The sequence below is a fragment of the Paracoccus liaowanqingii genome (assembly GCF_004683865.2).
In the GTDB taxonomy this organism is placed as follows: Bacteria; Pseudomonadota; Alphaproteobacteria; order Rhodobacterales; family Rhodobacteraceae; genus Paracoccus; species Paracoccus liaowanqingii.
In genome coordinates, this window is record NZ_CP038439.1 from 3167389 (window position 1) to 3191951 (window position 24563).

The window sequence follows — 24563 nt, forward strand, 5'->3', positions numbered from 1 at the left end:
AGAACATCGAAAAAAGAGGCAAACGGTGGACCGATGGACGCATTTGTTTGGATCCTGCTTGCCCTGATGCTGGCAAGCCCTTTTTTTCTCGTTCTCTGGCTCCGGACACGAAAGAAGCTTGGGAGAGCCCGGCACGAAAACGACGCTTTTCGGAGCCGGCTCAAGCCCATCCTCTCCATCGAAGCTCAGGCAGAAACCCTCCGTGGCGAGCGCTCGGCGCTTGAAGCGCAGATCGATGAAATACGTGCTGCATATAAGGAGAAGCGGGCCCTGCTGGACAGGCTCAGTGAGCAAGTCGCGGTTTACGATGAGCGCTTGGCCTTTGCCGAGCTTGGTGTCTATGAGCCCCATTTCGATTTCACGGATAGCGAAGCCTACAAGGACGCGATCAAGGACTGCCGCGAAAAGCAAAAGCGGATGGTCTCGGCGAAAACGGCAGTCTCTGCGAATAACAACTGGACGGTCGACGGAAGCAAGGCCAAGGGCCAGACCATGATCAACCGGCAGACCCGCCTGACAATGCGGGCGTTCAACAACGAGGCCGAAGCAGCGATTGCCAACGTCCGTTGGAACAATGTGAATGCGATGGAGAAGCGCGTCCATGCCGCGGTCAAATCTATCGACGACTCGAACGCATCCATGCAGATCGAGCTGTCCGAGGCGTATGTCGCCTTGAAGATCAAAGAAATCCGGCTGACGCACGAGTATCGGGAAAAGCTGAAGGCAGAGAAAGACGAACGGGCTGAGGCCGCCAGGCTTTCGCGTGAAGAGGCAAAGTTGCTTCGAGACGCTGAGGCTGCCGAGCGCGAGGAGGCCAAGTATGAGGCCCTGCTGGACAAGGCCAGGAAGGAAGCCGAGGCAGCGGTCGGAAACGAAGCACTTTCGGAGAAGGTGGCCCTGCTTGAGGCTGAGCTTGCCACGGCGCATGCCGCGACAGAGCGGGCGCGGGCAATGGCCGAAATGACCAGAACAGGCTATGTCTACATCATCTCCAACATCGGGTCGTTTGGCGAGGATGTCGTCAAGATCGGCCTCACGCGCCGCCTCGATCCTGATGACCGCGTGCGCGAGCTGGGCGATGCGAGTGTACCGTTTTTGTTTGACACGCACGCCATGATCTACTCCGAGAATGCACCCGCGCTCGAGGCCGCCCTGCACACTGAATTTGCGGCGCAGAGAATCAACCTGCAAAATATGCGGAAGGAGTTTTTCCGTGTCGGCATTGACGCCGTCGAGGAGGCGGTGACACGGCTTGCACCGGATGCCGCCTTCTTTAAGGACAGGGAGGCACAGGAATGGCATGAGACGATGGCGAGGCGGAATGCGAGCCTCGCCGCGCTACAGCCGCTGGCAGGGAATGAGGTGCTGCCGACAGAGATCTGATGACGAAATTACTTAATCCAGATGTGAGCGTCCTCAAACGGTGCAGCTACCTCGTGCGCATAGGAAGCGGACGTTCAGCGGTCGGAAAAGCATCGTCGCGAAGAGCCCAAAGCTGCCTTTCGTGAGGATGGAGTCCTATAGGGCTTTGGGCCAGATCAGGTCTTCAAGATCCTCTAGCTTTCTGACGGAAGCCTGCCAGTCGCAGATGGCGATGCCGCGCATGTCACTCGCCCCGTGGAGCATCATCAGCGTCGTCAAGCGTCGGCGCATTGCATTGTTATAGTCCTCTGCGGGCACACCATAGCCTTCAAGGAATGCCCGGAGGCGGTCGGGGACGCCTGCGCACATGAAGGTACTTGGGCCCAAGAGATCGTATTCGCGCCAGCCCGTCATCACGTCACCGAAGTCGATGACCGCCGCCAACTGCCAGCCATCGGACGTTTCTGTCAGTAGCAAATTTTCTGGAATCCATTCCCCGGTCAGGATAACAGGCTGCACTTCCGCGGGCAGCACTGAGGGCGCCGCGTGTAGAAGGGCTGGCAGATCGGCTAACAGGGACTCCTCTAAGCCCTGACGTCTATGCCGCTCGATGCAGCCTTCGGTCTGACGCTTGATGAAGTCTGGCCAGGCCGGCTGCATCTCAAGCAACTCTCCGGGATCGACGGCCTGGACCTCTGCAATCGTGCGCCCAATTTCGCCTAGAATGGCGAGGCGTTCTTGCTCAGATAATACCGGCCAGACCTCGGACCCTACTGTCCCGGGCAGCTTGGTGATGATCAGCCATGACCATCCGCTGTCCTCCCCTTCTGCCAGTATCCGAGGGATTGGGACGGACAAACGGCCATCGAGTTGGCGCAGGGCAAGTCGTTCGACTGCGAACTGTGCAGCGTAGATCGGCGGGAAAATCTTTAAGATGGCGCTGCCATTCAAATCGACGACGAGGTTGGTTCCGGTTTTAAACGAGGTAGGCGAGATGGCATCCATATTTGCCCTTCGCGCAATCTCGATGACGAGGGGCAACCAGCGGTGGGAGCCGGACCGCCATCGCTCGAAGTCTTCTTCATCCGAGATGTCCGGCCAAAGTTTCACAGTCCTACCCCCCTGTCATGCGGAGATAAGACGCCAAGCGTGAGAAAGATTCAACGGTAGCTCCGTCCCTCATAGCTACCGCCCGTGCATCAGGCAGGCATCGACGGGGCGAGCGTTTAATTATAAACGGCGCGCTATGCCTAAATCGTTGAGTTTTCGTAAAATCGCGCGCCAATTTCTGGAAGCCGTGCAGTATTCTGTCCTATGGATCGCAGATGAAACTCGGCATAATCGCCTATCATCCTCTGACAATGGACCTGTCGTATGATCAGCTATATCACCGTTGGTGCCGATGACATCCCGCGCGCGAAGCGATTTTACTCTGCATTCCTGCCTGCCCTCGGCTACGAACTGGTAGAAGGCCAGGAAGGTCTGAGCTACGAGCTCCCCGAGCTTCATGATGAGCCTGCCGTCTTGCCCGCATTTTACGTCAAACCCCCATTTGACGGACGTCCGGCATCGGTCGGCAATGGCGCGATGGTCGCGTTCCATGCACGGAGCCAACAAGAAGTCCGTGAACTTCATTCGGCAGCGCTCGCTGCTAACGGCCGGGACGAAGGGCAACCCGGCTTCCGCGATGCGTATGGCCCTCATTTCTACGTTGGCTATCTCCGGGACCCTCAGGGAAACAAGATCGCGCTTTATTCCAACAATCCAGACGAGCCCGGACGAGACGGTTAGGCCGCCATTTGCCCAAGTCCGATAAAAGCCCGCTTCGTCCATGTCCCGCAAAGCGGCCAAGGACGCGGCGCAGGGTCATCGACGTGAAGAGCCTTTAACCGCCCTTGGACGCAGGTTCTCCGCATGCAACAAAACTAGGGAGCGCTCTACCTGTCAATCGGCGCCCAATATTGACCCCCTTTCGGCGTGCAATTTTGACCCCTTAGCTGTGTGGTGATCAGGGTCTGTCCCGACGCAGCTGATCATGTTGCGGAGGCGGGACAGACCCTGATCAGGCGCGGTTCTTGAAGCGCCAGGACTCGTTGCCGGTTTCGAGGATCTCGCAGTGATGCGTGAGGCGGTCGAGCAGGGCCGTTGTCATCTTGGCATCGCCGAAGACGGCCGGCCATTCGCCGAAGGCAAGGTTCGTCGTGACGATGATGGACGTGCGCTCGTAGAGCTTGCTGATCAGGTGGAACAGCAACTGGCCGCCTGCCTGAGCGAATGGAAGATATCCCAGTTCGTCGAGTACGATGAAGTCGAGACGGGTCAGGTATTCGGCCGTGCGCCCCTGTTTACCGCTGCGGCTCTCGGTATCGAGCCTGTTCACCAGATCGACCACGTTGAAGAAGCGGCCTCGGGTGCCGTTCCGTATCAAGGCGCGAGCGATCGCGATGGCGAGATGTGACTTTCCCGTGCCAGTGCCACCGATCAGCACGACATTGCGCTGGTCGGCCACGAATGTGCCAGTCGCAAGATCGCGCACCAGGCCCTCGTTGACCGGTGTGTCGGCAAAGTCGAAGTCTTCGATATCCTTCGCGAGCGGCAGCTTTGCCACGGTGAGCTGATACTTGATCGATCGGGCCTGCTTCTCGGCGATCTCTGACTGCAACAGATCACCGACAATACGGGGCGGTTCGAACTGGCGCTTGATACTGGTGGCCATGATCTCGTCATAGGCGCTGCGCATCCCGTAGAGCTTGAGAGTGGCCATCAATTCCAGAACCTGGGTGCGTTCCATCGTAGTTTGTCCTCCTGAGGCTGTCGTAGCGTGCGCAATCAGCCACGGGCTCGTGGGTCAGCCGCAACGCGGTGGGGGTGAGAAGCAATGGAGGTGGTGCCGGGTCCCGGCTGCGCGCGAGGATGTTGATGATGACCGGCGCCGAAAAGACGCCCTGTGCGAGGGCCTCCTGGCACGCGGCTTCCACAGCAAGGAGGCCATCGGTCGCGACGCAGCCGAGGATTGCCACCATCTGTCGGTCGCCGTCATTCATGCTCTTGAGCTTGCGGCGCACCGTCGCTATCGCGGTCGGCAGCACCCAGTTCTGGAACGGGGCACCATTCCGTAAGGCGCCGGGTTTGCGTGCCAGAACAGGCACATAGTGCCAGGGATCGTAGACCGTCTCGTTCCTGCCAAAGCAGCGGGAATGTTCTGCCACGATGACCCCGTCCTGCCGGATGACGATCTTCTCGGCATAAGCGTGGACTTCGACGGGCCGTCCGACAGCCGTCGAGATCACGGAATACCTGTTGTTGTCGAACCGGACGAGGCAGGTCTTGGAGACGGAGGCCGGAACGGAATGGAAGCCGTCAAACGAGCCGACATAGGGGACGAGGGTCGCGCGCTCTGTCTCGAACATCTGCCAGATCATCTGATCGCTGCGCTCAGGGTGCTTGTGCGCCTTCGCATAGGCGATGCATTTGTCGAGCAGCCAGACGTTCAGCTCGTCCAGGCTCCTGACCCGAAGCCTTGGGGTGAAGAACCGTTCGCGCACAAGGCCAACCTGGTTCTCGACCTGGCCTTTCTCCCAGCCCGACGCAGGCGTGCAGGCAACCGGCTGAACCAGATAGTGGCTGCACATCTGCAAAAAGCGCCGATTGTAGAGCCGCTCCTTGCCGATAAAGACCGCCTCGACCGCCGTCTTCATGTTGTCGTAGATCCCGCGCGTGCAAGTGCCCTTGAAGAAGGCGAAGGCCCGGTCATGCGCGTCGAACATCGAAGCCACCGCGGCGCCATCGGTTTGAGCCCGATGGCTGAGGCTCCTGGCTCTCGCGCATATACGCCCGGGCGAACATCATGCGGCTGTGGCAGAGCCTGACATGCGCGACCTTGACCGTCGTCGTCACGCCGTTGATCAGCACGACCTCATGGCTCCAGTCGAATTGGTAGGCCTCGCCGGGCGCATAGTAGAGCGGCACGTAGGCTTCGGCAGCCGCTGATCCGCGCGCCTTCGACCAAGTCTTGGCGTAACGCCGGATTGCATCGTAACTGCCCTCGTAGCCGAGTGACCGGACCTCCTCGTAGATCCGGATCAGGGTCAGCCGTTCTCGCGACGCCTTGCCTTCATTGGCAACTAGGAACCGATCCACCTCCGACTGCCAGGGCCCAACCCGCGGCATCGGCTGATGGTCACGCTCGTAGGTGAAGTCCGTCTCGTCTGACCGCAGGATCTTGCGCACCGTGTTGCGCGACACATGCAGGTCCCGGACGATGCGCTTCATCGACCAGCCCTGCACATGAAACGCCCGACGCACCCGCGCTATCGTATCCACTCGCTTCAACTCCCCCTCCATCCGCTGCCTCGCAACGGATGGTCAGATGAAACCCGAGGGGGGTCAAAATTGGACGCCGATTACCCCGCCAAGGGGGTCAGTTTTGCACGCCGAAACACAACCAGGGGCGAAGTCGCCAAGAGGGTCAATAGACCAGCCAATCAAGCCAACGCCGCGTGTGCGTCACAATCGGTGGAAATTTGATGATGACAAATGATCGAATTGTCGAAACGGCTCGGAAGATTTCCGCGCTAAAGAATCATTTCATCATGCATGAGAGGTTTGGGCCGCTGGAGGCCCGCTTCACTATGCTCACCGAAAAGCGCCTGGCCGACATTGCCATGAAGCGAGGGACTGAGGCCCACGGACTAGCCTTGTCCGGGGCATCCGGAACCGGGAAAAGCGCGGCGATGTCCCATCTTCTTAGTCGGGCTCGAGAGCGCCTCGATCAGGCCAATCACGCTGATCTGACCATTGTCAGCCTCCGAGTCCCATCGCCTGCCACGTTAAAGCTGGTGGGGCTGTCTTTGCTCCGCGCCCTCGGTTTTCAGATCAGCTCTGAGCGACAAGCTTGGTACATCTGGGACTTGGTGCGACATCATCTCAGAGAACGAAAGGTCATCTTTGTTCACCTGGACGAAGCACAGGACCTGGCATCACGCGGCACCAAGCACGAGCTGAACGCCGTCTCCGCGATGCTCAAGACCCTCATGACCGATGCTGACTGGCCAGTTAGCATCATTCTCTCTGGCACCATAGAATTGGAAGATATCCTAAACCACGACCCGCAGCTCGCCAGAAGGATGAAGACCGTCTATTTTGGGCCCCTGTCTGGCATCGGTCATGCCGATGACGTTCTCGACCTGTTGGAGCACTACTGCGAGCGGGGATGCCTGACGATCGACGACGATACCGCCACGGCAGAGCTGGCAGAACGTCTCATACATGGCGCCGCAAATCAGTTTGGACTCGTTATCGAGCTCACCCTTGCTGCGATCGAGCAAGCCTATCTCAAAAACGAGTCCACCCTATTCTTGAGGCATTTCGCGGAGGCCTACGCTCAGCGATCCGGGTCCGATGATGCATTCAACCCCTTTATTATTCCAGACTATCATCGGGTCGATGCGCGCCAGGTGTACGCCAGGGAGCATCGCTGATGTTTACCGCAACAAAGCCACTACCGCTGACGGTACCCTCACGGGAAGGAGAGACAGCCACTTCGTTTGCATCACGCTTGGCACGCCGCAACGGCGTGCCACGGCTAATTACCTTCTGCTCAGACTTGGGCATCGACTACTTTGCCCTTGTGAACGGCGCGTCACTCGAGATCCAGAGACTCGCAGCCCTAGGCGGTTGTGATCCGGTCACGCTGCAGGCAGCGACTCCATCTCTTATCGAGCCAGGATGGTTTCAGCTTGGAAAAGAAAGGATCAAATTCACCGCCTTCATTCGTACAACGCTCCGGATCTGCCCAGTGTGCCTCAAAGAGGCACCGGATCGGACTGGGCTTATTCATCAGGGCATCTGGCAGCTGGCATCAATTCGCACATGTGAGCAGCATGGATGTTATCTTGTCGCTGTTCCGAAGCCTCGGAACGCAAATGATTGCTTTGATCACATCCCAATGGTTGACCACCACCTGCCTGAAGGCATCAAGGCGGTCAGACCCGAGGATCTGGAACTAGAGCAGTATTTGCTTAATCGGATCCGAAACGGGCCGACAAAGCTCTGGCTAGACCGATCGTCATTTCATGTTGCAGCACAGGCCTGCGAAATGCTTGGGGCATTGTTAACGCTCGGCCCCGACGCCAGACGATCGCAACTGACAGTCGATCAGTGGACCGTCGCAGGAACGGCAGGCCTGCGAACTCTTCGGAAGGGATCGAAAGGGCTGCGGGGGAAGCTCAAAGAGATCCGAGATTCACACCCAGTAGAAGAAAAGCTCCATCGGGCTCACTATCGAGTGTTCTTCGAATGGTTGCGTTATCGTGATGACGACACCGACTTTGACATCTTTCGCAATATCGTCCGCGATTTTATTTTCAAGAACTTTCCAATTCAGAAAGGATCTATCGTGTTTGGAAAGCCCTGTCCGGAGCAGCGGCTTCATACATTGACAACCGCTCATAAGATGTTTCGAATTCCACATATTAGACTTGGCCGAAAGTTAGCCACTATGGGGATTGCAAAACTCGAGGCTGGAGGTAGGTTCTACACCCTACAAAGGTACATACCTACAGAAGTTCTCAATGATATACGTTCCGAGGTTGTTTCCTTGGTTGGCGCCAAGGAAGCCGCAAAAAGCATTGGAATAAGATATGTTTTGTTTGAGCGCTTGGCGGAACAAGGCCTCGTTAAGCGGTATTACGAAGACGGCCAGGTGACTTCCTACTATCATAGGAGGGACGTTGAAGATTTCATGGAAAATTTGACGAGGTTGGCGCACCGTCCTACGGTGGGCTTAAAGTGCGTGGACATTGGCGCTGCTGCTCGCCTCCGGGGCGTTATGATAGCGCCCCTAACAGAGATCATCCTGAAACGAAAAATTAATCTTTATACTGATGAAGTTCGTCCCAAAAGCTTTCGTGAATTTCGGGTATGCCTCAAAGATCTAACGCACCTTAGCGGCCGGCAGAGGGAGAAAATCGTTTCCTCTTTAGAAGTAGCGAATATCCTGAAAGTTAGCCGTCAAACCGTATACTGGCTCCGCCAAGAGGGCTACTTGAAGTTAGCTACAGAGCGAAAAGGCAAATGGGTCAGTCGCGGACATTACTCCACCAGATCGTCTGTAAATGGGTTTAAAGCACAAAATATATCATTAGATGAGCTGGCAGATATATCAGGAAGGACAACTGGCGCAGAGCTTGAGTATCAAATGGGTCTTGGAGCAATTCCGCTTTTGATGGGGGAACGTTGCAGTACGATTTTTCGTCGATGTGATATAGCCTAGCTTAGCCTACTATTTGATAAGGGATCGAGCCGACATGTAGTCGGCTTTTTTTCTCTCTATGGGAAGCAAAACTATGTGATATCAAAAGCAATGTGTTCATGGCGATTAAAATAGCCCGTCGCTATGATCACGTTGAAAAACTCCTCTGGCGGTCTAAGGTTCGGGAGCAACGCACAAACGCTCGCCAAGGACTGATAGTCGCAGCTCCACAGACATCATCGACTGCAAATATCCACAGGCCCAGGACGTGGATCACCTCCTGCATGGCGACAACAGCTGTACCAGCCACGACGCCGATAAGTGCAGCGAGAATGGTATAGGCAATCTCGCTCCGTCGGATCAGTCTTCGCAAGCGTAGCGGAGTCCGGAGTCGGCGCAGCAAATGTCACCTCCGGGAGGAACGCAAGGGTGAGACCATTTGTTTAGCCGGCAATATAGGCTTGGTAGATATCGTTGATGCGGCTCGTCCTTGCGCCAGGCTTGCCGCCTCCAATCGCGCGCCCGTCAATTGAAGCCACCGGTGTTACGCCCCCAAGGGTTCCGGTCACGAACGCTTCATCAGCATTGTATACCTCGGAAAGAGTAAAAGGCTTTTCATGAACAATCATTCCGGCATCATGCCACAATTTGATCACCTTCTTGCGCGTAATGCCGTTGAAGCAGGTTAGGCCGTCGGACGTCCATAGCTCGTCACCTCTGAAGATAAAGAAGTTCGTAGAATTGCATGACGCGACGAAGCCGCGACTGTCCAGCATAAGGGCTTCGTCAGCGCCCATGTTGATCGCCTGAAGCAATGCTTGGATGAAATTAAGACGCGAATGAGAGTTCAAACGAAGATCGAAAACGTCTGGTGTCGAGCACCGTATGGTGGATGTCATCAGCTTCATGCCCGTTTCCTTCAGGGCCGGGTTCGGCTGCTTCCATTCCGACACGACGACAAGGGTCGCGCCACCGACAATGAAGCGTGGATCTTGATTTGGTGTCGATTTGCGACCACGCGAGATCATCATCCGGATATGGACACCGTCGTGCATGTCGTTGTGGCGAAGGCACTTCCAGATTTCCTCGACCAGCTCTGACTTGCTGTAACCGATATCGAGCTGGATGGAGTTTGCACCTTCATAAAGACGGTCGATATGTTCATCGATCGCAAGGAGCTTTCCCTTGATCAGGCGGATGCCTTCCCAAACGCCGTCCCCAAGAACAAAACCAGCATCAAAAATGGAGACTTTTGCCTCGTCACGTTTAAAGAATTCACCGTTGACGTAGACGTCCACGTCGTCGTTCCTGGGGTCTTTCACATAGCTTTGCGATGAAGAACTGCTGAGGGGGGTCATGATATTACCTTATTCTACTAGCTTGGTCAGAAGGCGAATTCGCCGAAGCGCCGCAGGAACTTCTGTGTCCGCGCCTTCTGAGGGTTTTTGAGAACCTGATCGGGCGTGCCGACCTCATGGAAAACGCCCTCAGCAAGGAAGATCACCTTCGTCGCAAAGTGGTAGGCAAAGCCCAACTCGTGCGTGACCAGAATCATGGTTCGACCTTCGCTTGCCAGCTTGTTGATGACCCGCAGGACTTCCCCGACAAGCTCTGGATCCAGCGAGGACGTTGGCTCGTCAAAGAGCAGGATCTCCGGTTCCATGGAGAGCGCCCGCGCAATGGCCACACGCTGCTGCTGTCCACCAGACAGGCGCCCCGGCCACGCGTCATGCTTTTCCGCAAGACCAACCTTGGACAGTTCCCGGACCGCAATTTCCCGGGCCTGATGCTTGGAGAGGCGCTTCACCGTTAGGAGCCCCTCCATAACATTCTGAAGAACCGTCATGTGAGGAAACAGGTTGAACTGCTGAAACACCATGCCGAGCCGCTCACGGACCATGCAGAGCTGTTTCTCCGGATAGGTGACGCGGCCTTTGCTCTCGGTCCCAATGCGCTTACCGTCGAGCCAGATCTGCCCTTCACTGGGCATCTCCATGAAGTTCATGCAACGCAGAAATGTTGACTTTCCTGAGCCGGAACCGCCGATGATGGCCACACGCTCGCCCGGCTCAACCTGGAAGTTGATTCCCCTAAGAACGTGATGATCACCAAACCGCTTGTGGAGCCCTTTGACTTCCAGAATGGACTTGCTTGTCATAGTGAATCCTTTCGGGCGTCAGTTCGACCGCGCTAGACGTTTTTCAAGGCGGCCTGCAAGGAAGGTGCCGGGGTAAATCAGGACGAAGTAGATGAAGGCCACTGCGGTCAGGATCTCGAACGGGCGGTAATAGGTCGAGGACAGTAACCTGCCCTGATACATCAGTTCATGAACCGAGATCACCGACGCGAGCGAAGACATCTTCGCGACCTCGATCACGCGATTGGTGAAGGCGGGCAGCATTCGCTTGATTACCTGAGGCAGGATGACCCGCCGCATTGCCTGCCCTTCTGTCATGCCGATTGCTTTGGCTCCTTCCATCTGGCCCCGATGGATGGACCTGATGCCGCCGCGAAAGATCTCTGACGCATAGGCGGTGGTGTTAAGCGTCAGCCCCAGAAGAGCAGCGGAAAAGGGGCTGAGCTGAACACCTATCAAGATCGGAAAGGCATAGAAGAACCAGATCAGTTGGATCAGGACTGGGGTGTCGCGAAACAACTCGACATACACAAGGCTTAGTCCGGAGAGCCACTTGCGCCTCGAAAGCCGCGCTTGTGCTATGATAAATCCACCAATCAATCCGAGAACGATCGATGGGATCCAGATCTGTATCGTCACCAAAAGGCCGCGCATCAAGACAATCCAGTTGTCCGTCACGATACTGAAGTCGGGGATGTAGTTCATTATCCGGACCTCATTGATAGGCTGTAAGCCGGTTTTCAGCGAGACGAGCAAGCTGACTGGCTGTAATGAGAAGCACGAGATACATGGCAGCGATCGTCGTGTAGACCTCGAGCGGTCGAAACGTTTCCGAGTTCACCATCATCGCCTGGTAGAGCAGATCAGCGTAGGCCAGCGTGGATGCGAGGGCCGTTGTCTTCAAAAGCTCAAAACTGCGTTCAATGAACGGCGGCACCATGCGCGATACTGCCTGGGGAACGATGATGCGACGCATTTGGGCCTGATGGCTCATGCCAAGAGCTTTGGCTCCCTCCCACTGACCGCGTTCAATGGAGACAATGCCACCGCGGAATACTTCCGCGTAGAATGCGCCCGATTGCGTAGAGAGAGCGAGGACAGCTGCGACGTAAGGGCTCAGGCTTACGGAAAGCATGACTGGCAAGGCATAGAAGAACCAGAAGAAGTGGACGATCGGAGGCGTGTTGCGGTAAAATTCAATGAAGATTGCAGCAGGCCATCTCAGCGCTTTCTTGGATGACAAGCGCATCACTGCGAGGATCATCCCCACCAGAACGCCTAGAACGATGGACACGGCTGCAATCTTCACGGTGTTGAGGAGGCCCAGTGCGAGCATGTCAAAACGCTCGAATACCGGGCCAAAGTCCCAGGAGTATTCCATTCGGCGACTTTCGCTTCAGTCATCAGAAAGAGTAGAGACCCGAGGCTTGAGGCAAGCCAACAGGTCTCAAGCCAGTGCTTACCAAGACTCTTTCACAAGCCCCGGAACACCTTCAGAACTGATGTTCTTGCTGGACAGATAGGCCTCGAACAACTCGTTAGGAACGCCGCTCTCGTAAAGGGTCCCAAGGGTCGTGTTCACCCAATCCCTGAAATCGCTGCTTTCTTCCTTGCGCAGACCAACAGAGGTTTCCACGGGTTCAACAGGCGTTGGGAGCAACACCTTGCCCATCTTCAGCCGCGAATACTGAACGATGAGAGCAGGGTGAAACTGCACAACGGTGTCGACCCGGCCTGCCGCAAAGGCAGCAACGGCCTCATCATTGGAGGAGAAGCGATTGATCTGGGCCTCTGTCATCATCTCGGTGATATTCTGGTCAAGCGAGGTTCCCATCGTCACCCCGATGCGCATCTCCGGGTTATCAAGCTCCTCCCATGTGGTGACCGCGCTATCTTCCGCGACCAGTGCCCCCATTGCGTAGTAGAAAAGCGGGTTTTCAGGGAAGTCGATGGCCTGCTTGCGCTCTTCTGTCGGGTCAAGGACGAACATTAGGTCAAACTGGTTGGCTTGAAGACCCGCAACAGCGTTGGCCCAGGAAGTCTCGACCGGCTCCATTTCGACACCGAGGTCCTCGGCCATACGCTCACCCATGGAGACGCCAACGCCGGTCCACTCTTCAGACATTGGGTCTTTATAGAACCAAGGTTCGGCTGACGTGACGCCGATGCGCAGCTTGCCGGTTTCTTGGACCTGAGCAAGTGTGCCTGTTTCCGCAGACAATGCAGGCATGGCCGCACCGAAGCTGACTGCCGCGGCGGCGATGAGAAGGGTCCGTCTTTTCATTTTTTGCTCCTGCTGGGATTTGCCCTTGTCGTTTCCAAGGTGTCCACAAAGGCTTTTGTTGTTTCGAGGCCGCGCCGCATATGCGTTTGGATCTCGGCTTTCATAGTCTCAAGATCATCGGAAAGCGCGAGGCGGATATATTCATCGTGGCTGTCGCGTTTGGGACCAGAAATTCCGTGGGCGCGGTGATGAGCAGCCCAATAGACTTGGAGGCGACCGCGAACACTCGACCAACTTGAGGCCAAGATACTGTTGCCGCTCCATTCATAAGAAAGGCCATGCAGATCCAGTTCGGCATCGATAGCCCGAACGTCGTCTTGAGCGTCGATGGCGTTCAAAAGCCTCTCGTGTCTGGCCCGCAGCTCCTTTTCAAAGCGTAAAGTCCGTCGATCCCAAATTTGCTCAAAAGCAAAAACTTCCAAGCATATGCGCATTGAGTAGATATCGTTGATGTCCTTTACAGAAAGATCAACGATGCGGGTGCCGGTATAGGGTACCGATACGACTAGGCCTTGATCGATTAGTTGACGCAAGGCTTCCCGCATGGGGGCGCGGCTAGCCCCAAATCTGACGGCAAGTGCAGTTTCAGTAACCGTTTCACCTGGCGCGAATTCACCTGCCAGAATAGCCGCACGCATCATCTCACAGATCTGCGCCGCCATTGTCTCACGCTTCACCACTGTCACAATCGTCAACCTGTGCACCCTTTCTCTAATTGTAGATTGTATACGACATGAGTTGTGGGACCAATGTCTTTGTAGGTTGACAATGAGCTTAGCTAGATCTGCCTTAAAGTTTGGCATTTTCCGGTCTCGGCCAACGTTTGTTGAAGGCGGTCACGGTGCCAACTGATACGCGCTATCCGATGTGAACCCCTCTCACTTGATGCCGCCCGGCGGACGAGGGGCCGGTTTTTCGAGAAGCACGTGATCGAGGGCACCGCGATCGCTGATTCGGAGAACAGCCGCGCCTCCGCTTCGCTTTGGCTGACGATTTTTTATTTCGTTTGTCCGTTTGCCATCAGACTTGCGATCTGAACACGGCTTTGGTGTCGCTGCGCATCAGCCTCCACGGAGAAATCCGGTTCCTTCCACGCAAAGGCGGGCGGGTAACGTGTAATTTTACCGCTCCGGCCCCGTGTGTCAGATCACCGCCCGGCCGCAAGTCGGGCTACGCCCGCCCTGCTTTGCCCTTCGGATGACATGGGGTCATCCAAAGGTCTCATCTCTGTCATCTCCAGTGCCAGGCACTCGTCCGGTCTACCGCAGGCGGAGGTCATGGATGAAATCTGAAGGAGGGAATGGGGGTCATTGCTGGCCTGTCGCGGATCGACTGGCAGGTGCTGCCTATCAGTTCTACCTCGCCCGTAGGCGGTTATGCCCCGGGGGGCGGTCACATCGTCTACGACCATCCACGGCCTAAAGAACGTCGCCCGCCCCGGTCAGCTTATCGTCGGGCCGCGCGCCGCGCAGCAGGATCAGCAGGAACTGCAAGCCCAGTACGCCAAAGCCCAAGGGGATGAAGCCATAGGGGATCCACATAGGCGTGCCGAAGGTGCTGGACACACGCTCTCCGTAGGCGTGAGCGTCATAGGCCATCAGAACGCCGCGATAGGTCAGCGCCGCGCAGAAGGTCACGCCCACTAGTCCAATCACGATCCGAAACAGGCGGCGCAGGGCCGGTCCTGACTGGTCCGCAATAAAGCCGATGCCGATTTGCTCGCCCCGACGCAGCGTTTCGGACGCGGGAACAAGGGCAATATAGACAAGCAGGAAGGCGTTGATCTCGAGGCTCCAACTGGTGGCTTGCGCAAAGAAATGACGCATCAGCGCGTCATAGCCGATGGTCAGCATGATGAAGCCAAGGGCAAGGGCGCCGCCAGCATGCAGGAGCCCGGACACCCAGCCTACGACACGATCTACGGCGCCCATCCCCTCAGGCCCCCGTGCCCATGGCCAAATCAATGGCCTGTTGACCCACTTCGGCACCGACCTCGTCTAGCCAGACCTGCCGAACATCGGCATTGATGGCATCAAATTCGGCAAGTTCGTCCTCTGTTGGGTCGATTACCTCGAGGCCGCCCTCTTGGAAGGCAGGCCAGTACTGGTCGCGAAAATAGTCCTCGTTCGCCGCACGCGCACTGTCTTGGTCGAACCATTCGGCAGCTTCAGTCATCACCTGACGCGCGTCGTCGGGCAGCGACTCCCACCGACGGGTGGTCATGAAAGCGCCGATCGCAAAGCCCGTGACCGGCAAGCGATAGGCAAAGTTCACCTGTTCCTGAATGGACCGACCGTTAATGGTCGAGATATTGGCCACCGCCGCATCGACCGTGCCGCGCTCCAAGGCGATGTACAACTCGGACGAGGGCACGCGTACCGGGGCGGCACCGAAATGTTCCAGTGAAGCCGAGGCTTCAAACGACACGAGGCGGATCTTTTTTCCCTGGATTTCGGCGAGTGAGGTAATCGGGGCACTCTCGATGCTCCAGACGTATTCTGGTTCCATGATGCCGCCACCAAGCGATAGGCAGGTTAGGCCCTGCTTTTGCAGTTCCGCCTCGATCAGCGCGAACAGGGGCGATCCGCGCTTGATGCGGTCGGGGTTTTCATACAGCGAGCCCACCACGCCGGGCAGACCCAGAATCCCAAGAATGGGCAGGGAGCGGGTAACATAGGATGTGGTGTGGAACATGAAATCCACCGTCCCCGACCGCAGGGCAGGTAGCTGTTCGTCAGCAGAAACCAGCCGTGCGCTGTCATGGTAATCGAACGAGACAACGCCGTTGCCCGCCTCGTTTACGCGATCGACGAAGCCCTGCGATCCATATGCCAGGTCGGCATAGGATGGCGGCAGATAGCTGACGGCGGTCAGCATTTCGGCCGCGTGGGCCGCGCGGGGCAGGCCCGCGGCGGCAAGGCCGCCAAGGGCTGCGCCAGTGGTCAGGAAAGTGCGTCGCGTGGTCATGTCGTCTCCTCCCAGATTGACAGAAAAAGGTTCAGGTCAGGGCATCAGCCCCGGCAGCCATAACGCCAGTTCGGGGATCAGCACGAACAGCGTCAGGACCAGAAACTGCAGGATCACAAAGGGCACGACGCTGCGGATGATCGTTTCGATTGGCAGGACCGGGGCCACCGCCTTCAGCGTATACAGGTTCAGGCCCACAGGCGGCGTGATCACCGCCATTTCTAGGTTCATCACCAGAATGATGCCGAACCACAGCGGATCATAACCAAGTGTCACAATCAGCGGCAACAGGATCGGGGTCGTCACCACGATCAGCGACACTGCATCGACCAGCATGCCCAAAATCAGCAGTGCCACCATTACCATCATCAGGATGGCGAAGGGCGGCAGCCCGGTCTGGGTCAGCGCCTGCGACACCGCATCGGGTAGCCGGATCAGGTTCAGGTAATCGCCGAAGATCCGCGCGCAGCCCATGATCAACAGGATCGCCCCCGAGATCCGCGCGCTGGAGGCAAGGATCTGCCATAGCCGCGCCATCGTCAGGGTGCGAAAGACCAGTCCAGCCAGCGCCATCGCACCGATGGCCCCGAACGCCCCCGCCTCGCTTGGGGTGGCGACGCCGGTATAGATGACGCCCAGCACGACACCGACCAGCGCCGCCGCATGCCACAGACCGGCCAATGATCCAAAGCGCGCACGCCAGTCGGGAGGGCCCGAATGTTCCAACGGTGCCTCGGAAGGGTTCAGCGTTGCGCGGATCCAAATATACATTGCCAGCGTCATGGCCAGGGCCAGCCCTGGCACGATGCCTCCGATAAACAGATCTGACACCGACACACCCGAGACCGAGCCATAGATGATCAGTGGCACGCTTGGCGGGATCAGCATCGCCAGCGCGCCCGAACTGACCACCGATCCCGCCGCCAGCCGCTGGCTGTAGCCGCGGGCCAGCATCTGCGGCACTGCGATTGACCCAATGGCCGCAACCCCTGCGATGGACACGCCTGACACCGCTCCAAACATGGTCGAAGCGCCGACCGTCGCCACCGCCAGGCCGCCCCGGATGCGGCTGAACCACAGGGCCGCGGCGCGATACAAATTTTCGCCTACCGGGGTCGCGGACAGGAAATTGCCCATCAGCACAAACAGGGGTAGGGCCAGCAACTCGAAGCTGTTCAACTGCGCGAACAGTGAGGTTGGGCCGAAGAACAGGGCCATCGCGCCCCGCGCCATGTACAGGCCCAGCATGCCCGCCGCGCCAAGCGCTAGAAAGATCGGCGCCCCGATCCCGATCAGACCGAGCAGGACGACGAGAACGATGATGGGTTCAATCATGGGGCAATATCCTCGGGTTCACCAAACCAGCCGGCGCGGGCCAGTTGCCCGGTGATCTTGTCGGCCACGCGTTCGGTCAGCCAATCCACCAGCCCGGCCATCCGGTCATGGGACAGGCCAGTGGCCATCCCTTCTCGAGTTAGCAGGTAATGCGCATCCTCCGTCGCGATGTTACCGGTCGCACGCGGTGCAAAGGGGCAGCCGCCTAAGCCGCCGATGGAGGTGTCGATGACCCCCGCCCCTAGATCGATCGCAGCCAGCATGTTGGCGTACCCGGTGTTGCGGGTGTTGTGCAGATGAACGCCCCACGGCACGTCGCCCAAGGCTGGTGCCACGGCGCGATGCACGCGCCGGATATCACAGGGTGCAGCGACGCCGATCGTGTCGGCCAGAATGACTTGATCCGCACCCGCTGCGATCACCGCGCGCGTCATGTCGGCTACCTGCTGCGGGTCGATCTCGCCCTCGAACGGGCAGCCATAGGCGGTGGCGATCACTGCCACGCAGCCGCGCCCCGCATCCTGCGCCAGACGGGCGGCGCGGGCAAATTCGGCCACGCTGTCATCCCGGCTCATGCCCTGATTGCGGCGCGCGAACGTGTCCGATGCGACGACCGCAAAGCGCAGCCCGTCCACCCGCGTGGCCAGCGCGCGTTCGGCGCCGCGCAGGTTCAAGACTAGCGCCCAAAGGTGCAGTCCCGGCAAAGGCGGCAGACCGGCCAGCACCTCTTCGGCGCCCGCCATCTGGGGGACGCGGGTGGGGTGGACCATGCTGACCGCCTCGATCTGCGCGACGCCCGCCTGTGCAAGGGCGGTGATCATGTGGATGCGTTCCTCGACGGAGAAGTTGCGGGGCAAATTTTGCAGCCCGTCGCGCGGGCCGACCTCGCAGATCGTGACCATCAGATGACCCCTTCGGCACGCAATTGCGCCAGCTCATCGGCGGCCAGCCCAATGTCACCGTAAACGTCATCGTTGCTGGCGCCGATTTCCTGAGGGCCAAGCCACGCCACGCCACCGGGCGTGTCGGACAGGACCGGAAAGACGCCCGGAATGGTGATCGTGCCGAAATCCGGGTCCTCGAATTCGCGCACCATGCCGCGTGCACGGAAATGCGGATCGGTGACAACCTCGGCGATGGTGTTGATCGGGCCGAACACCACGTCGAACTTTTCCAACCGTGCGGTTAGATCGGCCATCGTCAGCCCGGAGGACCATTCGGCGATGATGCCGTCCAGCAGATCGGCATGCTCGCCGCGCGCGATGTGGCTGACGAAACGCGGATCGGAGGCCAGATCGGGCCGGTCCATCGCCTGCGTCAGGCGGCGGAACATCGCATCGACGTTGGCGGCGATCACGACATAGGTCCCTTCCGCCGACGGATAGATGTTCGACGGCGCGATCTTGGCCAGCCCCGACCCCGAGGGCTGGCGGACATAGCCGGTCTTGGAATATTCAGTCACGCAACTTTCCAGCATCGCGAAACAGCTTTCGGTGATCGCCGCATCGACCACTTGCCCCCGCCCTCCATTCCGGTCACGGCGGTGCAGCGCCATCAGCATCCCCTCGAATGCGAACAACGCGGTCAGCGTATCCCCGATCGATATTCCATAGCGCGGCGGCGGCGTGTCAGGATAGCCGTTGATATGGCGCATCCCAGACATCGCCTCGCCGACCGAGGCGAAGCCCGGCCGTCCGGCATAGGGGCCGGTCTGCCCGAACCCGGACACCCGAACGATGACCAGACCGGGATTAGCGGCCTGAAGGGTTTCGGGGCTCATGCCCCATTTCTCCAGCGTGCCGGGCTTGAAATTCTCGATGAGCACATCGGCATCGGCCAGAAGACGACGGACTAGATCCTGCCCACGCGGGTCGCGCAGATTGGCCGAGACCGACCGCTTGTTGCGGGCCATGATCGGCCACCACAATGTGCGCCCCTCATGCTGGTTCTGTCCCCAGTTGCGGATCGGATCACCGGTGCCGGGGGCTTCGATCTTGATGACCTCGGCACCGAAATCGGCGCAGCGCGTGCCGACAAAGGGACCGGCAAGCAGCTGTCCCATTTCGATCACGCGCAGGCCTTGCAACGGTCCAAAGGCCGATGCCTTGGGTTCTGTCATCTCCGGTTCTCCTCCCCGAGGGCGCAGGCGCCCCGTCTTGGATACATTCGTTGGCCAGAACAGCGCGTGTAGCAAATAAAAACTTTCTTTTAGTACATTTTCAGATATTTTTGTATCCAATGAGGAAGAGTACTGATGTCAGCGAAGACGGAAAATTCTGCCGACCGCGCCTACCGTGAATTGCGCGATGCACTGATGGCGGGGCGCCTGCCTACCGACCACAAGGTGACCGAGGTGGGGCTGGCGCAGATGCTCGGCCTGTCTCGGACTCCAGTGCGCGCCGCCGTAAGCCGTCTGCTGATCGAAGGGTTCCTGCAACGCCGGTCGGGCAGCGGCCTGTGGTGCGTGGTCCCCAATCGAGACGAGATGCAGGCCATCTTCGATATCCGGGTTCGGTTGGAGTCTTACGCGGCATCCCGGGCCGCCATGCGCGCCAGTCCAGCGCAATGCGCACAACTAACCGCCTCGGCGCGACGGATGTCCGACCTCGTCGCGCATCTTCAGGCCGGTCGAGACCCAGACATTATCGCCCGCATTGAGGCCGAGAATGCGCTGTTCCATGCGACCATCCTTGAGGCATCGGGGGCCCTGCGGCTGTCGCTTGTGTTGAAAAGCACGGTGGATGTGGCCTTCGTCAGTTTGACGCTGCAACGCTACAGCCTGCGTCAGCGCCTACGATCCGCAGGTCACCATCACGAGATCGCCGAAGCCATCGCCGCCGGTATGGCTGATTGGGCCGGACGCGCCATGGAGGTCCATATCCTATCCGCCGCTGCCACATTTCTTGGTCAATCTGGCGATGCATCGGATTAGCCGCAACCGCGCTGCAGCGTCGATATTTCCCATGGGCGTTGTTTCAAACTCAGCGTTGACTTCCCTTTTCTTCGCGGACCTCACACCGCGCGTTTGATCTCGACGGTGCCGTGCATTGAAGCGGTTCATGAGGGCGACGCGGATGTGGATCGCCGCATCAAGGCATAATTGTAAGACCTCAAACTCGTTGTGCAGTAGAGCGTAGCTTCGAGCTTGCTCATGCCGAGGCGCTTGCCTTACCAGCTCGGCCGCATGAATCCTTTGGTAGGTGTAGTTCTGAAACAATGCCGCTCAAATGAATACAGAACTGCTGAGCATGGTAAAGCTGTTTAAATTCAAAATGAATGACATCGCAATCCTGGCTCGCTGACGATCACGCATGGATATTTGGCTCTTACCGCATCGGCCTTTCCCCCGCCAAAACCTATGCATTGTCGTCGTAAATCCTCACAATACGTCGATCAAGTGGCGGATCGGAGGGGGTGGCGATCGCATTCATGTATGACCAGAAATTGCTTTTTGGTCAGCGCGTCGATGATCGGGCCCGCGCGCGCGTCGGGCCCGCGCGCGCGAGTGACAAATCGCGATTGCCGATCATACAGGGCATCACGTCGAACGCTGGAGGCAGCCTGTGGGGGTCCATGTTGGAGGACATGCTCCGTGTCGTGCGGCCTGCTTTTGTGATGATGCGCGTGACACCGGTCTTTGCCCACGGCGGAAGATCTCGACAATGCGCATAAGGCTGCCGCAAAGCGGGCATGGCTCGCGCAGGGTGATTGGGATGACCTCCGCCTCGATCATGGTGCTACGGGTTACTAAGGGAACAGGCCAGATCTAAAATTGTATGCAGCTACGCCCATAAATAATCTGCTAGGTAAGAAATATGTTCGTCATCAGGCAAAATAGGGAAGAGCACTCTGCTTTACAGAGACTTTTCTGTATGCATTATGGCAAATGGGTCGGCTTGCGGAGGGGCGTTTGCTCGGGGTTCGACCGCCGAAAATCAGGGAGGATAAACTATGAAATATGCGACAGCGGCTGCGCTGATGTGCGGTGCACTGTATCTGGGCGTGAACGAAGCTGCCGCAGAGCGGGTTTTGCGGATGACCGTGCAGGTCGGCGCGAACCATCCGGTAGGCGCGAACACACATTATTTCGCCGAACAGTTGAACGAGATTTCCGGCGGTGAGATGACCGTGCGCGTCTTTGACAGTGCCCAGCTGTTTAAAGGTCAGGAAGTGCCTCAGGCCATTTCAAGCGGGGCAATCGATCTTGGGATCGTGCTGGCCGATGAATACGCCGGCTCAGTCCCCGCGGCGGGCATCTTTTCGGTCGCGTTCCTTTTCCCCGACTATGAAATCTTGGCCAGCGCAGCCGATCGCGAGGGCGAATTCCGCCAGACCTTCGACCAATTGCTGCTCGAGGCGGGCTCGAAGGTGCTGTGGTGGCAGGATTACGGCCCTGTCCAGATGCTGTCCAAGGGCGCTCCGGTCGTCTCGCCCGAGGATATGCGCGGCAAGATGGTTCGCGCAACGGGCAAGCCGACAGGCGATCTGATCGAGGCCGCCGGCGGCTCAGCCGTGGTTGTGGGCGGCGCCGAGCAATTCGTCGCCTATCAGCGCGGCCTGGTGGATATCGGGATGAGCGGGACGACTGCCGTCAAGTCGCGTGCGCTTTACGAGGTGATGGATCACGTCACGATGACCAGCCACGGCCTTGCCGAGTTCATCGCGGTGATCAACCCCGCGCTGTGGGACAGCCTTTCCGAGCAGGAGCAGGCTTGGATGACCGAAGCCGCAATTCGTGCAGAGGACCAGATGCGCGCCGGGACCGAGGCCGAAAATGTCGAGGCTGCCGAATGGCTGGCCGAGAACGGACATGCGACCGTGACCGAGTTGACGCCCGAGCAGATCGCCGTCTGGCAGGAGGCCACACGCCCTGCAGTCGAACAATTTCGCGAAGAGGCGGGCGAGGCCGGTGACCGGCTTTTGACCGCGCTGGACGCCTTGCGCTGAGAGAACGGGCATGACCGCACCCCGTGGCGCGCTGCGCCTTGCGGACGGGCTGTCGCTGATTGCGGCACGCCTGTCCGAGCTGGGCATCGTCGCCATGACGGTGTTGCTCACCTATGAGGTGGTGGCGCGCTATGTCTTTCGCGCCCCCACGCACTGGACCTCGGATGTTGCCACCACGGTGATGATCTGGCTGACGTTCCTCGCCATGGGCTATTGCCTGCGCGAGGGACACATGATCCGCATTACCGCCGTCATCGGGCAGTTGCCCCCGACAGGCCGCAAGGCTGCGGAGGCGCTGAGCCTGATCGCCATCCTGCTGTTTTCGGTCTTCGTGCTGTGGGTGACCAGCCGAGCGATGATGGATTCCATCGCCTTCGGGCGCAGGCAACCGTCGATGTTGCGGATGCCAACCTGGATCGCCGAGCTGCCGATCATTCTGGGCTTTGCCATTCTTGCGTTGCAGGCGCTGGCCGAACTGATCCGCCTGCCGGGCCGCCCCGCGCCCGAATTTTCCAGCTCGGCCGAGCAGGAGCTGCCCCCTACGGACATGGAGGTGCGGCAATGACCCCCTTTCTGATATTCGGCGCGCTGCTGGCACTTTTGCTGACTGGCATCCCGGTCGCGTTTACGCTTGGCATACTTGGAGCAGGGCTGCTGGCGATCGACGGACTGCCTTTGTCGATGGTCGCCAGCACGCTGTTCGGCGGCATCAACGATTTTGTCCTGCTGGCCATTCCATTGTTTTTGCTGATGTCGAACCTGCTGTTGCGCGGCGGCATTGGGCGCGACCTGTTCGTGGCGATGCAAAGCTGGGTCGGGCACTGGCCGGGGGGCTTGGGCATCGCCGCCCTTTTGTCCTGCGGCGTCTTCTCAGCCATCTCGGGCAGTTCGATCACAACCGCTGCGACGGTCGGCACCGTTGCCATTCCCGAAATGATCAAGCGTGGGTATTCGCGCAGCCTGACACTGGGCCTGATGGCTGCAGGCGGCACGCTAGGGATCATCATCCCGCCCTCGGTCCCGCTGATCATCTATGGTGCGATCACCGAACAGAGCATCGGCCAGCTATTTCTCGCGGGAGTCGGCCCCGGCATCCTACTGATCGTGCTGTTCGGGATCTACGTGGTGATCGCCTCGGCTATCCAGGGCACGCATCAGGCGATGCCGCGAGCCACTTGGCCCGAGCGACTTCAAGCCACCCGCCGCGCCTTGCCGACGCTGCTGTTGGCGGGCACAATCCTTGGAGGGATCTATGGCGGGATCTTCACGCCGACCGAAGCCTCAGGCATTGGAGCAGCGGTCGCAATGCTGATCCTAGCCGTCAGCGCAAGGCTGAGCCGGACGGTCTTTCTAGGTGCGGTGCGGGACACGGTCAAGACGACGACGGTGATCTTTCTCATCGTGATTGGCGCCAAGATATTTGGGCAGGCAATCACCCTATATCAGCTACCTGCGCAGCTGGCTTGGCTGTTCGAGGATTACTTCAACACCGCAACGCTGGCGCTTCTGCTGATCGCAGCGATGTTGATCTTTATTGGCTTTTTCTTGGAAAGCATGTCGATGCTGCTGATCATGGTCCCCGTGCTTATGCCCACTGTCCTAGCTCTTGGAATTGATCCGATCTGGTTCGGCATCTTCTTCGTGTTGCTGATCGAAATCGCACTGATCACGCCGCCCGTCGGGTTGAACCTGTTCGTCATCCAGTCGCTCGACCGGGCGCCGCTTGGCGTGGTGGCACGGGGCGCGTTGCCCTTTGTCGCAATCATGCTGGGATCGGTCATTCTGATCGCAGTGTTTCCACAAATCGTTCTGGCGATACCGGGGCTTTAGCGACTGACGCCCGGCCACGTGGCCGGGCGTCAGTAAAAACAAGACAGCTCAGGCGCCGAACCAGCCTGCGCGGGCTAGTTGGCCTGTGATCTTGTCAGGAACGCGCTTGGACAGCCACTCGACCAGCACTGCTGGTCGGTCATGGTCAAGGCCCGTGACAATGCCCTCGCGCTTCAAGAGGTAGTTAACGTCCTCGGTTGCGATGTCACCGGTTGCGCGCGGGGCAAAGGGGCTGATCCCCCGTCGCCATGTCCAAGTCTAAAACCGAGTACATTTTTCACACAGTCTCGCCTCTTCGCGTCGATGCTGCCCGGCAATCGAGAGGCTGCTTTTCAAGAGATATGGCGATCGCGGGCACCGCGATCGCTTATCGAGAGGACAGCCACGCCTCCGCTGCGTTTCGTCACGGGTGACGACTCTTCATTTCGTTTGTCCGTCTGCCATCCGGC

At 58.5% G+C, this 24563-nt stretch carries 21 protein-coding genes and 2 pseudogenes; 8 read left to right on the top strand and 15 right to left on the bottom strand.

Annotation, left to right across the window (positions count from 1 at the left end; genetic code table 11):
- The first annotated feature begins 33 nt into the window (after positions 1–33).
- Positions 34–1383 (top strand): DUF4041 domain-containing protein, encoded by a 1350-nt coding sequence (locus E4191_RS15340; protein WP_135314170.1) that lies wholly within the window; start codon positions 34–36, stop codon positions 1381–1383.
- Between the two features lie 135 nt (positions 1384–1518).
- On the opposite strand, the gene E4191_RS15345 is transcribed toward E4191_RS15340, so the two are convergent.
- Positions 1519–2367 carry a phosphotransferase family protein gene (locus tag E4191_RS15345; RefSeq protein WP_135314171.1) on the bottom strand — a complete coding sequence of 283 codons (849 nt, stop codon included), beginning with the start codon at positions 2365–2367 and terminating at the stop codon, positions 1519–1521.
- Between the two features lie 369 nt (positions 2368–2736).
- On the opposite strand from E4191_RS15345, the gene E4191_RS15350 reads away from it, so the two are divergent.
- Complete coding sequence (locus E4191_RS15350) at positions 2737–3153, top strand: VOC family protein (RefSeq protein WP_135314172.1); 417 nt, start codon at positions 2737–2739, stop codon at positions 3151–3153.
- A gap of 271 nt (positions 3154–3424) precedes the next feature.
- Here E4191_RS15350 and istB read toward each other — a convergent pair whose 3' ends face one another.
- Positions 3425–4153, bottom strand: coding sequence for an IS21-like element helper ATPase IstB (istB, locus tag E4191_RS15355; protein WP_135312210.1), 729 nt, complete (start codon positions 4151–4153; stop codon positions 3425–3427).
- Positions 4086–5694, bottom strand: a pseudogene (gene istA / locus E4191_RS15360) (IS21 family transposase). Before istA ends, istB begins: the two are co-directional and overlap by 68 nt.
- Positions 5695–5888: 194 nt before the next feature.
- Here istA and E4191_RS15365 point away from each other — a divergent pair.
- The gene (locus tag E4191_RS15365; RefSeq protein WP_135314173.1) at positions 5889–6842 is read left to right on the top strand and encodes a TniB family NTP-binding protein; all 954 of its coding nucleotides are present in this window, start codon (positions 5889–5891) and stop codon (positions 6840–6842) included.
- Positions 6842–8635, top strand: a complete 1794-nt coding sequence (locus E4191_RS15370) for a TniQ family protein (protein WP_135314174.1) — start codon at positions 6842–6844, stop codon at positions 8633–8635. Before E4191_RS15365 ends, E4191_RS15370 begins: the two co-directional genes overlap by 1 nt.
- A 422-nt stretch (positions 8636–9057) precedes the next feature.
- Here the strand turns inward: E4191_RS15370 and E4191_RS15375 are convergent, their stop codons facing one another.
- The 11 genes from E4191_RS15375 to E4191_RS15425 form a co-directional block, all read right to left on the bottom strand.
- Positions 9058–9972 (bottom strand): aminotransferase class IV, encoded by a 915-nt coding sequence (locus E4191_RS15375; RefSeq protein ID WP_135314175.1) that lies wholly within the window; start codon positions 9970–9972, stop codon positions 9058–9060.
- 26 nt (positions 9973–9998) lie between these two features.
- The gene (locus E4191_RS15380; protein ID WP_135314176.1) at positions 9999–10772 is read right to left on the bottom strand and encodes an amino acid ABC transporter ATP-binding protein; all 774 of its coding nucleotides are present in this window, start codon (positions 10770–10772) and stop codon (positions 9999–10001) included.
- Between the two features lie 18 nt (positions 10773–10790).
- Positions 10791–11456, bottom strand: a complete 666-nt coding sequence (locus tag E4191_RS15385; RefSeq protein ID WP_135314177.1) for an amino acid ABC transporter permease — start codon at positions 11454–11456, stop codon at positions 10791–10793.
- Positions 11457–11466: 10 nt separating this feature from the next.
- Positions 11467–12132: an amino acid ABC transporter permease gene (locus E4191_RS15390; protein ID WP_135314178.1), complete on the bottom strand. Its 666-nt coding sequence runs from the start codon at positions 12130–12132 to the stop codon at positions 11467–11469.
- 78 nt (positions 12133–12210) lie between these two features.
- On the bottom strand, positions 12211–13035 hold the full coding sequence (locus E4191_RS15395; RefSeq protein ID WP_135314179.1) for a transporter substrate-binding domain-containing protein: 825 nt from the start codon (positions 13033–13035) through the stop codon (positions 12211–12213).
- Positions 13032–13721: a GntR family transcriptional regulator gene (locus E4191_RS15400; protein ID WP_228461744.1), complete on the bottom strand. Its 690-nt coding sequence runs from the start codon at positions 13719–13721 to the stop codon at positions 13032–13034. The genes E4191_RS15395 and E4191_RS15400 overlap by 4 nt, the downstream gene beginning before the upstream one ends.
- A 732-nt stretch (positions 13722–14453) precedes the next feature.
- Complete coding sequence (locus E4191_RS15405) at positions 14454–14966, bottom strand: TRAP transporter small permease (RefSeq protein ID WP_135314180.1); 513 nt, start codon at positions 14964–14966, stop codon at positions 14454–14456.
- A 4-nt stretch (positions 14967–14970) separates the two neighbouring features.
- The gene (locus E4191_RS15410) at positions 14971–16002 is read right to left on the bottom strand and encodes a TRAP transporter substrate-binding protein (RefSeq protein ID WP_135314181.1); all 1032 of its coding nucleotides are present in this window, start codon (positions 16000–16002) and stop codon (positions 14971–14973) included.
- 36 nt (positions 16003–16038) lie between these two features.
- Positions 16039–17337, bottom strand: a complete 1299-nt coding sequence (locus E4191_RS15415; protein ID WP_135314182.1) for a TRAP transporter large permease — start codon at positions 17335–17337, stop codon at positions 16039–16041.
- The gene (locus tag E4191_RS15420) at positions 17334–18239 is read right to left on the bottom strand and encodes a hydroxymethylglutaryl-CoA lyase (RefSeq protein WP_135314183.1); all 906 of its coding nucleotides are present in this window, start codon (positions 18237–18239) and stop codon (positions 17334–17336) included. Before E4191_RS15420 ends, E4191_RS15415 begins: the two co-directional genes overlap by 4 nt.
- Positions 18239–19456, bottom strand: coding sequence for a CaiB/BaiF CoA transferase family protein (locus E4191_RS15425; protein ID WP_135314523.1), 1218 nt, complete (start codon positions 19454–19456; stop codon positions 18239–18241). Before E4191_RS15425 ends, E4191_RS15420 begins: the two co-directional genes overlap by 1 nt.
- Positions 19457–19591: 135 nt before the next feature.
- Here E4191_RS15425 and E4191_RS15430 point away from each other — a divergent pair, with 135 nt between their 5' ends.
- Entirely contained in the window at positions 19592–20269 is a 678-nt protein-coding gene (locus tag E4191_RS15430; protein ID WP_135314184.1) for a GntR family transcriptional regulator, read from the top strand.
- Positions 20270–20935: 666 nt separating this feature from the next.
- On the opposite strand, the pseudogene E4191_RS24980 reads toward E4191_RS15430, so the two are convergent.
- A pseudogene (locus E4191_RS24980) lies at positions 20936–21061 on the bottom strand (IS91 family transposase); the annotation flags it as partial.
- Between the two features lie 311 nt (positions 21062–21372).
- Here E4191_RS24980 and dctP point away from each other — a divergent pair.
- The 3 genes from dctP to E4191_RS15450 are packed head-to-tail and all read left to right on the top strand — an operon-like array spanning position 21373 to position 24114.
- Positions 21373–22284: a TRAP transporter substrate-binding protein DctP gene (gene dctP / locus E4191_RS15440; RefSeq protein ID WP_228461383.1), complete on the top strand. Its 912-nt coding sequence runs from the start codon at positions 21373–21375 to the stop codon at positions 22282–22284.
- Between the two features lie 10 nt (positions 22285–22294).
- The gene (locus E4191_RS15445) at positions 22295–22849 is read left to right on the top strand and encodes a TRAP transporter small permease (protein WP_135314186.1); all 555 of its coding nucleotides are present in this window, start codon (positions 22295–22297) and stop codon (positions 22847–22849) included.
- Positions 22846–24114, top strand: coding sequence for a TRAP transporter large permease (locus E4191_RS15450; RefSeq protein ID WP_135314187.1), 1269 nt, complete (start codon positions 22846–22848; stop codon positions 24112–24114). Before E4191_RS15445 ends, E4191_RS15450 begins: the two co-directional genes overlap by 4 nt.
- Positions 24115–24563 lie beyond the last annotated feature (449 nt).

Bases quoted from the DNA above. Each gene is read 5' to 3' on its own strand.
- E4191_RS15340 (WP_135314170.1), top strand. From the start codon at position 34: ATGGACGCATTTGTTTGGATCCTGCTTGCCCTGATGCTGGCAAGCCCT.
- E4191_RS15345 (WP_135314171.1), bottom strand. From the start codon at position 2,367: ATGGATGCCATCTCGCCTACCTCGTTTAAAACCGGAACCAACCTCGTC.
- E4191_RS15350 (WP_135314172.1), top strand. From the start codon at position 2,737: ATGATCAGCTATATCACCGTTGGTGCCGATGACATCCCGCGCGCGAAG.
- istB (WP_135312210.1), bottom strand. From the start codon at position 4,153: ATGGAACGCACCCAGGTTCTGGAATTGATGGCCACTCTCAAGCTCTAC.
- E4191_RS15365 (WP_135314173.1), top strand. From the start codon at position 5,889: ATGATGACAAATGATCGAATTGTCGAAACGGCTCGGAAGATTTCCGCG.
- E4191_RS15370 (WP_135314174.1), top strand. From the start codon at position 6,842: ATGTTTACCGCAACAAAGCCACTACCGCTGACGGTACCCTCACGGGAA.
- E4191_RS15375 (WP_135314175.1), bottom strand. From the start codon at position 9,972: ATGACCCCCCTCAGCAGTTCTTCATCGCAAAGCTATGTGAAAGACCCC.
- E4191_RS15380 (WP_135314176.1), bottom strand. From the start codon at position 10,772: ATGACAAGCAAGTCCATTCTGGAAGTCAAAGGGCTCCACAAGCGGTTT.
- E4191_RS15385 (WP_135314177.1), bottom strand. From the start codon at position 11,456: ATGAACTACATCCCCGACTTCAGTATCGTGACGGACAACTGGATTGTC.
- E4191_RS15390 (WP_135314178.1), bottom strand. From the start codon at position 12,132: ATGGAATACTCCTGGGACTTTGGCCCGGTATTCGAGCGTTTTGACATG.
- E4191_RS15395 (WP_135314179.1), bottom strand. From the start codon at position 13,035: ATGAAAAGACGGACCCTTCTCATCGCCGCCGCGGCAGTCAGCTTCGGT.
- E4191_RS15405 (WP_135314180.1), bottom strand. From the start codon at position 14,966: ATGGGCGCCGTAGATCGTGTCGTAGGCTGGGTGTCCGGGCTCCTGCAT.
- E4191_RS15410 (WP_135314181.1), bottom strand. From the start codon at position 16,002: ATGACCACGCGACGCACTTTCCTGACCACTGGCGCAGCCCTTGGCGGC.
- E4191_RS15415 (WP_135314182.1), bottom strand. From the start codon at position 17,337: ATGATTGAACCCATCATCGTTCTCGTCGTCCTGCTCGGTCTGATCGGG.
- E4191_RS15420 (WP_135314183.1), bottom strand. From the start codon at position 18,239: ATGGTCACGATCTGCGAGGTCGGCCCGCGCGACGGGCTGCAAAATTTG.
- E4191_RS15425 (WP_135314523.1), bottom strand. From the start codon at position 19,456: ATGACAGAACCCAAGGCATCGGCCTTTGGACCGTTGCAAGGCCTGCGC.
- E4191_RS15430 (WP_135314184.1), top strand. From the start codon at position 19,592: ATGTCAGCGAAGACGGAAAATTCTGCCGACCGCGCCTACCGTGAATTG.
- dctP (WP_228461383.1), top strand. From the start codon at position 21,373: ATGACCGTGCAGGTCGGCGCGAACCATCCGGTAGGCGCGAACACACAT.
- E4191_RS15445 (WP_135314186.1), top strand. From the start codon at position 22,295: ATGACCGCACCCCGTGGCGCGCTGCGCCTTGCGGACGGGCTGTCGCTG.
- E4191_RS15450 (WP_135314187.1), top strand. From the start codon at position 22,846: ATGACCCCCTTTCTGATATTCGGCGCGCTGCTGGCACTTTTGCTGACT.